Source organism: Vibrio sp. D431a (assembly GCF_030248655.1).
GTDB lineage: Bacteria > Pseudomonadota > Gammaproteobacteria > Enterobacterales > Vibrionaceae > Vibrio > Vibrio alginolyticus.
Map to the genome: position 1 here is coordinate 22,440 of NZ_JAHGAP010000038.1, position 12,196 is coordinate 34,635.

Below are 12,196 nucleotides of genomic sequence, written 5' to 3' on the forward strand. Positions count from 1 at the left end.
TTGGCAGAATCAGACGGTCAGGAACGCACCGAAGAAGCCACACCCCGACGGTTACAACAAGCCAGAGAAAAGGGGCAGGTCGCTCGATCTAAAGAGCTTGCATCAGCATCTGTGCTGATCGTTGGCGCCATTTCATTGATGTGGTTTGGCGAGGCGTTAGCACGTTCATTGTTTTCCATCATGAGCCGTTTATTTGATCTTCAACGAGAAGAGATTTTCGATACTGCAAAACTGTTTGATATCGCTTTGGGCGCGATGAGTGATTTGTTGTTCCCACTATTTTTGGTGTTAGCGACATTGTTTACCGCCGCCATGATTGGAGCAGCAGGTGTGGGAGGAATCAGTTTTTCTGCCCAAGCGGCCATGCCCAAGCTGTCGAAAATGAATCCGTTTAGCGGCTTAAAGCGAATGGTTGGAATGCAAAGCTGGGTAGAGTTGATCAAATCAATCCTTAAAGTGGTTCTGGTCACTGGTGTCGCCATCTATTTGATCCAAGCATCACAGGCCGATCTGATTCAATTGAGCATGGATGCGTATCCGCAAAACATCTTCCATGCTTTAGATATTTTGCTGAACTTTATTTTGCTGATCAGTTGCTCGCTATTGATTGTGGTTGCCATCGATATTCCATTTCAAATCTGGCAGCACGCCGATCAGTTAAAAATGACCAAGCAAGAAGTCAAAGACGAATACAAAGAGACTGAAGGTAAGCCGGAAGTGAAAGGCCGTATTCGTATGTTGCAAAGGGAAGCGGCTCAACGTCGAATGATGGCGGACGTTCCTCAAGCTGATGTTATTGTTACTAACCCAGAGCACTTCTCGGTAGCGCTTCGTTATAAACAGAAGACAGACCGTGCGCCAGTCGTGATCGCTAAAGGTACTGACCACATGGCGATGAAGATTCGAGAAGTCGCCCGCGAACATGACATTACGATTGTGCCCGCACCACCTTTGGCTCGTGCGTTGTACCACACGACAGAGCTCGAGCAAGAGATCCCCGATGGGTTATTTACTGCCGTCGCTCAGGTTTTGGCATTTGTATTCCAATTGAAGCAATACCGAAAACGAGGTGGACAGCGCCCGAAAATTCAAGATTATGATTTGCCAATCCCGCCCGAGCACCGTCATTGATACGAAAAGCGGTAAAGCCTTAAAAAAGCTCGTTTGATCAAAAGCTAAGCTCTATTTGAGTGTTTAGTCATTATTTTGGCGCTAATTATGGTACATAGATTGCTTAAAACGCTTTAATTATCAACCCTACCTAAACTTTTAGGCTAAAGCGGTCGCGTATTAATAGTAAGAGCTTACGTGACGCTTCAATCGATTGAGATCTCTCGCAGTATGAAGTTAAGCCTGCCGTTTGCAGATAAATTGCCACGAATCCCTCAACGTGAAATGCCAGCTATTGGTGCTCCGGTGATGGTTTTGGCCACCCTAGCAATGGTGGTACTGCCGATTCCAGCATTTTTGCTGGATATGTTCTTCACCTTTAACATCGCGCTGTCGATGGTGGTGTTGTTAGTGACCGTTTACACACGTCGCCCTTTGGACTTCGCTGCTTTTCCAACGGTATTGCTGATCGCCACGTTGCTCCGCTTGGCTTTGAACGTTGCCTCGACTCGTGTCGTCTTACTGCATGGTCATGAAGGCGGTAATGCGGCAGGTAACGTAATTGAGGCGTTCGGTAACGTCGTTATTGGTGGTAACTACGCGGTCGGCCTAGTGGTTTTCCTCATCTTAATGATCATCAACTTTATGGTGGTGACCAAAGGTGCGGGTCGTATCTCTGAGGTAAGTGCTCGCTTTACGCTTGATGCGTTGCCGGGTAAGCAAATGGCGATTGATGCCGACTTGAATGCCGGATTGATAGACCAAGAGCAGGCAAGAGTTCGTCGTTTTGAAGTGACCAAAGAAGCGGATTTCTATGGCTCGATGGATGGTGCCTCGAAGTTCGTAAAAGGTGACGCAATTGCCGGTATTTTGATTCTGTTTATCAACATCGTCGGCGGTCTGTCGATCGGTATGGCGCAGTATGGATTGGGTTTCGGTGAAGCGATTGAAATCTATACCTTACTGACAATCGGTGATGGTTTGGTCGCACAAATCCCATCGCTATTGCTGTCGATTGCAGCGGCAATGATGGTGACGCGCCAAAACACCGATGAAGACATGGGGGAACAACTGGTCTTCCAGATGTTCGACAACCCAAAAGCGCTGATGATTACTGCGACTATTCTTGGTGTGATGGGCATCGTACCGGGCATGCCACACTTTGCGTTTTTGAGCCTGGCAGTCGCGGCCGGTGCAGCGGCATATTTCATCGACAAACGGCAGAAGCAGAAAGCGAAAGAGCCCGCTTTACCAGCAACAGCAGACGAAGGTACAGAACCTTCCTCACAGCGCGAACTGTCTTGGGATGACGTCCAGCCAGTCGATATTATTGGCTTGGAAGTCGGTTATCGCTTAATCCCTTTGGTGGACAGAGACCAAGGTGGGGAACTGTTAGAGCGCGTAAAAGGCGTGCGTAAAAAGTTATCGCAAGATTTTGGGTTCCTAATTCCAGCGGTTCATATTCGTGACAATCTTGAGCTGACCCCAAACAGTTACCGAATTACATTGATGGGGGTTGCGGTGGGCGAAGCAGAGATTCGTCCGGATCAAGAGCTAGCGATTAACCCAGGTCAGGTGTATGGCATGATTGATGGTGAGCCAACCATTGACCCTGCTTTTGGACTGGAAGCCGTATGGATCCGAGAAGATCAGCGTGAGCACGCGCAGGCTCTGGGTTATACGGTTGTTGATTCATCAACGGTATTAGCGACGCACCTAAGCCAGCTATTGACCAACAACGCATCACAGCTAATTGGTCATGAAGAAGTAGAGAATTTATTAGAAATGTTGGGACGCAGCGCGCCTAAGTTGGTCGAGAACTTTGTTCCTGACCAATTACCATTAGGTGTGGTGGTGAAAGTCCTACAAAACTTGTTAAACGAGGCCATTCCAATCCGCGATATTCGCACGATTGTTCAAACTTTGGCTGAGTACTCAAGTAAGAGTCAAGAAGCTGACATATTGACGGCAGCAGTTCGAATTAGTCTTAAACGTCTAATTGTTCAAGAAATCAATGGTATAGAGCCTGAGTTACCAGTGATTACTTTGATACCCGAACTGGAACAAATATTGCATCAAACTATGCAAGCATCAGGAGGCGAATCTGCGGGGATTGAACCGGGACTCGCTGAGCGATTGCAGTCTTCACTAAGCCAAGCGACACAGGAACAAGAACTGAAAGGCGAACCTGCCGTTCTGCTTACTTCCGGCGTATTACGCTCGACGTTGGCGAAATTTGTGAAGAACACAATACCTAATCTCCGGGTACTGTCTTACCAAGAAATCCCGGATGAAAAACAGATCAGAATTGTGCAAGCCGTGGGTAACTGATCTCACGCATCATTAATGGATTCATAGTTTGAAAATAAAGCGATTTTTTGCCAAAGACATGAGAACGGCGCTGCTCCAAGTGAAAGAGGAGTTAGGCGCGGAAGCGGTGATCATGTCAAACAAGAAAGTGGCTGGTGGAGTAGCGATTGTTGCGGCGATAGATAGTGAATCTAATCCGTCTCAAGCAAGCGCAGCGTCACAGCAAAATCGCGGTGCTTCTCAATCGAATCGCTATAACGAACATCGTCAAATGTCATCGTCTTCTGCTGATCGTTACCAAGATCGTCATTTAGATGAAGATAAAATTAGCCTGAACAGTAATAACAGTAACAATGAAAAAACAGGCTCAATGACGCAGCGATTCGCTAATATGCTTAAGCAATATAGCGGTGGTGCAGCAGATGCTGACGACCACGTAGCGGAAAATGAAGATTCGCTCTCTGCTTTGCTGCAACGCCAAAATAAGCATCGCGACGGCTACAACCAAGAAAAGCCAGCGCCATATCAACCAGATTCACCTTTGGCGAAGCTAATCGCACAGGACAATCGATTTGAACGTCCGACGCCCAAGCTGGACCCGACGCGCTATGACCGACGTCGCCCAAGTGATGAGCGTGACGAATCGGCCGATGAGCTAGAAAGCATGCGCGAAGAGATGACGTCAATTCGTCGTCTGTTGGAGCACCAAGTTTCTGGTCTGATGTGGCAAGAAGTAGAACGTCGTGAGCCACTAAGAGCAATGCTGATTAAGCGCTTAGAGCGAATGGGCGTTTCTCCGGAGTTAGCAGACCAGATGGCCTGTTATATCCCGGAAGATACAAAGCCAGCGCGAGCGTGGAAAGCGTTATTGTCGCTGGTGGCGGATCAAATCAATATTCCTAAACAGGACATTTTAAAACGTGGTGGCGTAGTCGCATTGTTGGGTCCGACGGGGGTTGGGAAAACAACAACCGTAGCGAAACTCGCAGCACGCGCAGCCATGGAATACGGTGCCGACAATGTGGCCCTTGTGACAACAGATACATATCGCATAGGTGCACATGAGCAACTCTCAATTTACGGAAGAATTATGGGTTGTCCCGTAAGAGTTGCTAAAGATTCTAACGAGTTAGCCGATGTTATATATCAGCTAAGAAACAGAAGACTGATTTTGGTCGATACGGCAGGGATGGGGCAACGAGATGTGAGGCTTTCCGAGCAGCTCGACACTCTAATGCAAGAGAGCGGGGAAGTGATTCACAGCTACCTTGTTTTGCCGGCTACCGCACAACGTCGTGTTCTACAAGAAACGCTGGATCACTTCCGACGTATACCACTTTCGGGTTGTATTATGACGAAGCTTGATGAGTCATTAAGCCTAGGCGAATTCATCAGTGTAGTGATTCAAAACGCAATGCCAGTAGCTTACATCGCTAATGGTCAGCGCGTACCAGAAGACATTGTGATAGCGCAACCAAAATATATGCTTGCGAAAGCAAATGAACTGTTAGAGAAGTCGACAGAGAACGAACCTCACTTTTGGAACAGTGACAGTGAAGGACTCTAAGGCGGCGGACTACTATGACTGAGAATATGATACACGATCAAGCAAGCGGCCTCCGTCGCTTAACACAACCATCGTTGACCAAAGTGATTGCTGTTACTGGCGGCAAAGGTGGTGTGGGGAAATCAAACGTAACACTGGGTCTGGCGATTTGTATGGCTCGCCAAGGCAAGAAGGTGATGGTTCTCGACGCTGATTTAGGTCTGGCCAATGTGGACGTGATGCTCGGAATTCGTGCAAAACGTAATCTAGGACATGTCTTAGCGGGTGAATGTGAGCTAAAAGATGCGATTGTCGAAGGGCCTTATGGTATAAAGATAATTCCTGCAACTTCTGGCACACAGAGCATGACAGAGCTTTCTCACGCTCAGCATGCTGGACTCATTCGAGCATTTGGTAGTCTTGAAGACGAAATGGATGTCCTGCTGATTGATACCGCTGCTGGTATCTCTGACATGGTAATCAGTTTTTCGCGAGCAGCTCAAGATGTGGTTGTAGTTGTGTGTGATGAACCGACGTCAATCACAGATGCCTATGCATTAATCAAGCTGTTGAGTAAAGAACACCAAGTTCAACGCTTTAAAGTTGTAGCAAATATGGTCAGAAGCTACCGTGAAGGGCGAGAATTGTTTGCAAAGTTGACACTAGTCACAGAGCGATTCTTGAATGTTAGCCTTGAACTCGTAGCATGTATTCCATTAGATGATAAAGTACGACAGGCTGTAAAAAGACAAAAAATTGTCGTTGATGCGTTCCCACGCTCGCCTGCCGCTTTAGCTATCAGCTCACTAGCAAACAAAGCGTTGACGTGGCCACTACCGAAAACACCAAGTGGACACTTGGAATTTTTTGTGGAAAGGTTGCTAAATCGTACCGAATTCGCAGAGGACCCTTTTGGTGAATAAAGCGATAACCTATGACCAACATGGCAAATTTAATAGCCAGCAGGCGTTCATTGAACGTTATTCAGTGTTGGTTAAGCGCATTGCTCACCACCTACTAGGCCGTTTACCGCCGAGTGTTCAGGTAGAGGATTTAATTCAGGCCGGCATGATCGGTCTTATCGAAGCTCAGCAGAATTATGATGGTTCTAAAGGTGCGAGCTTTGAAACTTATGCAGGTATCCGTATTCGTGGCGCAATGTTAGATGACATGCGTAAAGGCGATTGGGTACCGCGTTCTGTTCATAAAAATAATCGAGAGATTAACCAAGCGATTGCGGAGCTGGAAGGCGAATTAAATCGAGATCCTACTGATTCTGAAGTAGCCACGCATCTCGGTATGACACTGGATCAATATCATAGTGCTCTTACCGATATCAACTGCTCAAAATTAGTCGGTATTGAAGATTTAGGCGTTTCTGATGATGTGATTTCACCGGCGGATGAAACCGATGACAGCAACCCATTCAAAGGGGTAGTTGATGAATCATTTCGAAAAGCACTGGTTGAATCAATAAAACAGCTTCCAGAGCGTGAAGCTTTGGTTCTTTCGCTTTATTATGATGAAGAACTCAATTTGAAAGAAATTGGCGATGTGTTAGGCGTAAGCGAATCTCGCGTAAGTCAAATACTGAGTCAAGCGATGCAACGTTTACGTACCAAGCTCAGTGCGTGGACACAAAATGACTAAAAACACTGATTTTACGATTCAGTGGAGGCAATTTTGAATAAAAACATGAAGATCCTTATTGTTGATGATTTCTCAACAATGCGCCGTATTGTTAAAAACCTGCTTCGTGACTTGGGTTTCAATAACACTCAAGAAGCGGACGATGGTTTAACCGCATTACCAATGCTGAAAAAAGGTGACTTCGATTTTGTTGTAACTGACTGGAACATGCCAGGTATGCAAGGCATCGATTTGCTTAAACACATCCGCGCGGATGCAGAACTTAAGCATCTGCCAGTTCTAATGATCACGGCTGAAGCGAAGCGTGAGCAGATCATTGAAGCTGCTCAAGCAGGTGTAAACGGCTACATTGTTAAGCCATTTACTGCTGCAACATTAAAAGAAAAATTAGATAAAATTTTCGAGCGTTTATAACTCTCTCTTTCTCTTTGTTATTCGAGTCATTCATACCAATTATTAAATACCTATTAAATGACTCGTTTAGCGTTTTCAAAGTGATAAGAAGAACTAAACGTAAAAGGGTCTATTCAGAATGATCTCACTAGAGCAGGCGAAGTCACTCGTTCAAATGCTAGAAAACGGGGAACAAGACCAAGCCAATATGCTTGTTGCCTCGATCTACGAAGGTGCCGATAACCCAATGCTGCAAGAAATTGGAGCGTTAACTCGAGACCTTCACGAATCACTCAAGCAGTTCAGTCTCGATCAGCGCATGACCGAAATTGCGAAAGACGAAATCCCTAACGCTAGGGATCGTCTCAATTATGTGATCGAGAAGACAGAGCTTGCAGCCAACAAAACAATGGATGCGGTCGACTGCTGCCTTCCTATCGCTGATAACCTGCATGATTGCCTTCTAAAAGTTCGTCCTCAATGGAATGAACTCATGCACGGGCGCATAGAATTAAGCGAATTTAAAGCACTGTGTCACCGAATCGACGGGCTATTAGTGCAAGTCGAAGGTGACAGCACTGAATTGCGCGGCCAATTGACCGAAATTCTCATGGCGCAAGACTTCCAAGACCTAACTGGCCAAATCATTCGCCGCGTAATTACGTTGGTTAATGAAGTTGAAGGCCGCTTAGTGGAAATCCTAACCGTATTCTCTGGAAATAAACTTGAAGAACATATTCAAGTTTTGTCAGAACCGGCAGATAAAAAGAATACACAAACAAGCGAAGCCGAAGGCCCGATTCTTCATCCAGAACTGAGAGAAGATGCGGTTTCATCGCAGGACGAAGTCGATGACTTGTTGTCCAGTCTTGGATTTTAAAGGTAACGTATGAGCTACGATTTAGACGAAGATATTCTTCAGGACTTTCTCATTGAGGCTGGGGAAATTCTCGAGCTGCTTTCTGAGCAGTTGGTTGAATTGGAAAATAACCCAGAAGACAAAGACTTACTTAATGCTATTTTCCGCGGGTTTCATACCGTAAAAGGCGGTGCCGGCTTCCTTTCATTGGCAGAGCTAGTCGATACTTGTCATGGTGCGGAGAACGTGTTCGACGTTTTACGAAACGGTCAACGCACGGTAACGCAAAACTTAATGGATACGATGCTAAAAGCCTTGGATACGGTTAATACCCAGTTCCAGGCTGTTCAAGATCGTGAGCCGTTAGAAGCTGCGGACCCTGAGCTTCTTGAAGAACTTCATCGTCTATGCAAACCTGAGTCAGAAGATGAAGTAGCGGCAACCGTAGTTGAAGAACCAGTGGCTACTCCAGAGCCTATTATTCCCGAGCCTATCATCGAAGAACCTGCTGCGCCGTCAGCACCATCAAGTGTCGGCTCTGTTGATGAAATTACCCAAGACGAATTCGAAAAGCTACTTGATGAGCTTCATGGTAAAGGTTCAGCGCCAGGCGCCTCAATGTCTGCGACATCTACAACGCCATCTGAACCGCCTCAATCGAGTGCGCCATCAGTTGAAAGTGGTGATATCACTGATGATGAGTTTGAACGTTTACTCGATGAACTGCACGGTGTAGGAAAAAGCCCTTCTACGGCAGAGGCTGCTGCATCTGCATCCGTACCAGTAGAGCCACCTAAAGCGGCAGAGCCTTCCGCTCCAGTGTCATCTTCATCAAATCAAGACAGTGACTTAATGACGGACGAAGAGTTCGAAAAGTTACTCGATGAGCTACATGGTTCAGGTAAAGGTCCAACGCTAGAAGAATTGGATATGGCAACGAAGCCTGCTTCAGCAAACGTAGAGCAAAGCCCTGCGAAACCTGAGCCTGTTGCTAAGCCAGCACCCGTTCAAACAGCGCCAGCACCAAAGCCAGAATCTAAACCAGTCGCCGTAAAAGAAGAAGCTAAAGCACCAGCGGTTAAAAAACCTCAGGCTGAAGCAACCGTTCGTGTTGATACCTCGACGCTTGATACCATCATGAACATGGTGGGTGAGCTCGTATTGGTTCGAAACCGCCTATTAAGCCTTGGTTTGAATAGCGACAACGAAGAGATGTCCAAAGCGGTCGCTAACCTTGATGTGGTAACTGCGGATCTACAAGGCGCGGTAATGAAAACGCGTATGCAGCCAATTAAGAAAGTGTTTGGCCGTTTCCCGCGCGTTGTCCGTGACTTGGCTCGTAACCTAAATAAAGACATCGTGCTAGAAATGCGCGGTGAAGAAACCGATCTCGATAAGAACCTTGTAGAAGCATTGGCCGATCCGTTGATTCACTTGGTACGTAACTCGGTTGATCACGGTATTGAAATGCCAGACGCACGCGCGAAGGCCGGCAAATCACGCACAGGTAAAGTGATTTTGTCAGCATCGCAAGAAGGGGACCATATTGAACTATCCATCGTAGATGATGGTGGCGGTATGGACCCGAACAAACTGCGTGGCATCGCGGTGAAGCGTGGCATGATGGATGAAGATGCGGCGGCACGTTTAACAGATAAAGAGTGCTTCAACCTTATCTTCGCACCTGGTTTCTCAAGTAAAGATAAAATTTCTGACATCTCTGGTCGTGGTGTGGGTATGGACGTGGTTAAGACGGCGATCAATACCTTAAACGGTTCAATCGATATCGATTCTGAGCTAGGCAAGGGCACTAAGATTACGATCAAAGTACCACTAACGTTAGCGATTTTACCGACTCTGATGGTTGGTGTTGGCGGTCATCCGTTTGCTCTACCACTGGCTTCGGTGAGTGAAATTTTCCACTTAGATCTTAGCCGTACAAACGTGGTAGATGGTCAGCTGACGATCATTGTACGTGAGAAATCTATCCCGCTATTTTACTTACAAAACTGGTTAGCATCCAAATCGCAAAACGTCCAAGAGCGTACTGGTCACGGTCACGTGGTGATTGTACAGATTGGTAACCAACGCGTTGGTTTTGTTGTGGATACGCTTATTGGTCAAGAAGAAGTGGTTATTAAGCCACTCGATAATCTATTACAGGGCACTCCAGGTATGGCTGGTGCGACAATTACTAGCGATGGCCACATTGCATTAATTCTAGATGTGCCTGATTTACTTAAGCGATACGCTGCGGCTTCACGCCTTTAAGCAAAGCTGACGTTATTAAAAGGAATAAGATGGCGATTAAAGTACTAGTCGTTGATGATTCGAGTTTTTTCCGACGTCGCGTGAGCGAAATCATCAACTCAGAATCGCGCCTAGAAGTGATTGACGTTGCGGTAAATGGTAGAGAGGCGGTTGAGAAAGCCAAATCTCTCAAACCTGACGTCATCACGATGGATATTGAAATGCCAGTGATGGATGGCATTACAGCTGTACGTGAAATAATGGCCGCTGCTCCAACGCCAATTCTAATGTTTTCGTCCCTGACCCACGACGGGGCGAAAGCTACGCTTGATGCGCTAGATGCGGGCGCATTGGACTTCTTACCGAAAAAGTTTGAGGACATTGCGCGTAACCGTGAAGAAGCGGTGTCATTACTTCAACAGCGTGTGATTCAGATTGCCTCGAAGCGCGCTTTCATGCGTCGACCTATCGCTCGCCCAACAGCGAGTACCAGCACGACTACTCGATCATTAGGTTCAAGAACGGCTTCACCTGTGACTCCAACACCAACTCGACCTGCTGCGACAAAGTACCGTGCTTCTGGTAAGAAGTATCAACTGACGGCAATTGGCACATCAACAGGTGGCCCCGTTGCTCTACAAAAAATTCTGACGCGTTTGCCGATGAACTATCCGCATCCGATTGTATTGATTCAACACATGCCAGCAACGTTTACTGCTGCGTTTGCCAGTCGTTTGAACACCTTGTGTAAGATTCAAGTGAAAGAAGCACAAGATGGCGATGTGTTACAGCCCGGTGTGGCATACCTTGCACCAGGTGGGAAACAAATGATGGTGGATGGACGAGCGGGCGCTGCTCGTCTTCGCATTATTGATGGCGGCGACCGCATGAACTACAAACCATGTGTGGATGTGACTTTTGGTTCTGCCGCAAAAGTATATGGCGACAAAGTGCTCTCTTTAGTGTTGACAGGCATGGGTGCAGACGGTCGTGAGGGCGCTCGCATGTTGAAGTCTGCAGGCTCAACAATTTGGGCACAAGATGAAGAAAGTTGTGTTGTTTATGGCATGCCCCAAGCGGTTGCTAAAGCAGGCATTTCTTCAGAAGATTTACCGCTTGACCGCATTGCTGAACGCATGTTGGTGGAAGTTGGCCTAGCTTAGGATTCATCATGATTGTTTGGAGTGTAGCTAACCAGAAAGGAGGCGTGGGTAAAACCACCTCAACAGTGACATTGGCGGGCTTATTGAGCCAGAAAGGCCATCGAGTATTGATGGTTGATACTGATCCTCACGCCTCACTGACTACTTATCTCGGTTATGATCCTGATGCAGTAACTTCGAGCCTATTTGATTTATTCCAGTTGAAGACGTTTTCTCGTGAGACGGTTAAGCCGTTGATTTTAGAAACAGAGCTGGAAGGAATGGATATCATTCCCGCGCATATGTCCCTTGCCACGCTTGATCGCGTAATGGGTAATCGCAGTGGTATGGGATTAATCTTAAAACGGGCGCTGCAAACTGTCTCACAAGACTATGACTATGTGTTGATTGACTGTCCGCCAATCCTTGGCGTGATGATGGTGAACGCGTTGGCAGCCAGTGACCGAATTTTGATTCCTGTTCAAACAGAGTTTTTGGCGATGAAAGGTCTAGAGCGCATGATGCGTACGCTAACCATTATGCAAAAATCTCGCCCGGGCGGTTTCAAAGTGACTATCGTCCCAACCATGTACGATAAGCGCACGAAAGCGTCATTGCAGACATTGATGCAACTGAAAAAAGATTACCCAAATCAAGTGTGGACCTCAGCGGTGCCTATTGATACCAAGTTCCGCGATGCCAGTTTAAAGCACTTGCCAGCTTCGCATTTTGCATCTAGTAGCCGTGGTGTGTTTGCCTATAAACAGCTACTGATTTACCTGGAGAGGTTGGCGTTCGATGAGCAGTAATGATGTGCTGTCCAGTGAACAAGCACTTGATGACTACTTTAATGCATTACTGGATGATGAAACTGAAATAACGACTCTTGAGGAAGACCTTGACCTGTTGGCTCAAGAGGTATCATCTGCAGAGCCA

At 46.8% G+C, this 12,196-nt stretch carries 10 protein-coding genes and 1 pseudogene; all 11 read left to right on the plus strand.

Going from position 1 to position 12,196, the window contains the following annotated elements; translation table 11 throughout:
* Entirely contained in the window at positions 1 to 1,131 is a 1,131-nt protein-coding gene (gene flhB, locus KJB35_RS26140) for a flagellar biosynthesis protein FlhB (RefSeq protein ID WP_238843029.1), read from the plus strand.
* Between the two features lie 210 nt (positions 1,132 to 1,341).
* The gene (gene flhA, locus KJB35_RS26145) at positions 1,342 to 3,441 is read left to right on the plus strand and encodes a flagellar biosynthesis protein FlhA (protein ID WP_238843032.1); all 2,100 of its coding nucleotides are present in this window, start codon (positions 1,342 to 1,344) and stop codon (positions 3,439 to 3,441) included.
* Between the two features lie 28 nt (positions 3,442 to 3,469).
* Positions 3,470 to 4,987: a flagellar biosynthesis protein FlhF gene (gene flhF, locus KJB35_RS26150; protein ID WP_033907111.1), complete on the plus strand. Its 1,518-nt coding sequence runs from the start codon at positions 3,470 to 3,472 to the stop codon at positions 4,985 to 4,987.
* A gap of 14 nt (positions 4,988 to 5,001) precedes the next feature.
* A complete protein-coding gene (locus tag KJB35_RS26155) occupies positions 5,002 to 5,889 on the plus strand; it encodes a MinD/ParA family protein (RefSeq protein ID WP_005380498.1) in 888 nt (295 codons plus the stop codon).
* Positions 5,882 to 6,616 carry an RNA polymerase sigma factor FliA gene (locus KJB35_RS26160; protein WP_005380499.1) on the plus strand — a complete coding sequence of 245 codons (735 nt, stop codon included), beginning with the start codon at positions 5,882 to 5,884 and terminating at the stop codon, positions 6,614 to 6,616. The genes KJB35_RS26155 and KJB35_RS26160 overlap by 8 nt, the downstream gene beginning before the upstream one ends.
* Positions 6,617 to 6,661: 45 nt before the next feature.
* Positions 6,662 to 7,030 carry a chemotaxis response regulator CheY gene (gene cheY, locus KJB35_RS26165; RefSeq protein ID WP_017635949.1) on the plus strand — a complete coding sequence of 123 codons (369 nt, stop codon included), beginning with the start codon at positions 6,662 to 6,664 and terminating at the stop codon, positions 7,028 to 7,030.
* Between the two features lie 118 nt (positions 7,031 to 7,148).
* Positions 7,149 to 7,889: a protein phosphatase CheZ gene (locus tag KJB35_RS26170; RefSeq protein WP_005380502.1), complete on the plus strand. Its 741-nt coding sequence runs from the start codon at positions 7,149 to 7,151 to the stop codon at positions 7,887 to 7,889.
* Between the two features lie 9 nt (positions 7,890 to 7,898).
* Positions 7,899 to 10,139, plus strand: coding sequence for a chemotaxis protein CheA (locus tag KJB35_RS26175; protein WP_017635948.1), 2,241 nt, complete (start codon positions 7,899 to 7,901; stop codon positions 10,137 to 10,139).
* Between the two features lie 29 nt (positions 10,140 to 10,168).
* Positions 10,169 to 11,281 (plus strand): chemotaxis response regulator protein-glutamate methylesterase, encoded by a 1,113-nt coding sequence (locus tag KJB35_RS26180; protein ID WP_025767174.1) that lies wholly within the window; start codon positions 10,169 to 10,171, stop codon positions 11,279 to 11,281.
* An 8-nt stretch (positions 11,282 to 11,289) separates the two neighbouring features.
* Entirely contained in the window at positions 11,290 to 12,069 is a 780-nt protein-coding gene (locus KJB35_RS26185; RefSeq protein ID WP_176311123.1) for a ParA family protein, read from the plus strand.
* Positions 12,059 to 12,196, plus strand: a pseudogene (locus tag KJB35_RS26190) (chemotaxis protein CheW); the annotation flags it as partial. The gene KJB35_RS26185 and the pseudogene KJB35_RS26190, both read left to right, overlap by 11 nt.

What these genes read in the sequence shown, in the direction of transcription:
- flhA (WP_238843032.1), top strand. Translation starts at nt 1,342, where the DNA reads ATGAAGTTAAGCCTGCCGTTTGCAGATAAATTGCCACGAATCCCTCAA.
- KJB35_RS26155 (WP_005380498.1), top strand. Translation starts at nt 5,002, where the DNA reads ATGACTGAGAATATGATACACGATCAAGCAAGCGGCCTCCGTCGCTTA.
- cheY (WP_017635949.1), top strand. Translation starts at nt 6,662, where the DNA reads ATGAAGATCCTTATTGTTGATGATTTCTCAACAATGCGCCGTATTGTT.
- KJB35_RS26170 (WP_005380502.1), top strand. Translation starts at nt 7,149, where the DNA reads ATGATCTCACTAGAGCAGGCGAAGTCACTCGTTCAAATGCTAGAAAAC.
- KJB35_RS26175 (WP_017635948.1), top strand. Translation starts at nt 7,899, where the DNA reads ATGAGCTACGATTTAGACGAAGATATTCTTCAGGACTTTCTCATTGAG.
- KJB35_RS26180 (WP_025767174.1), top strand. Translation starts at nt 10,169, where the DNA reads ATGGCGATTAAAGTACTAGTCGTTGATGATTCGAGTTTTTTCCGACGT.
- KJB35_RS26185 (WP_176311123.1), top strand. Translation starts at nt 11,290, where the DNA reads ATGATTGTTTGGAGTGTAGCTAACCAGAAAGGAGGCGTGGGTAAAACC.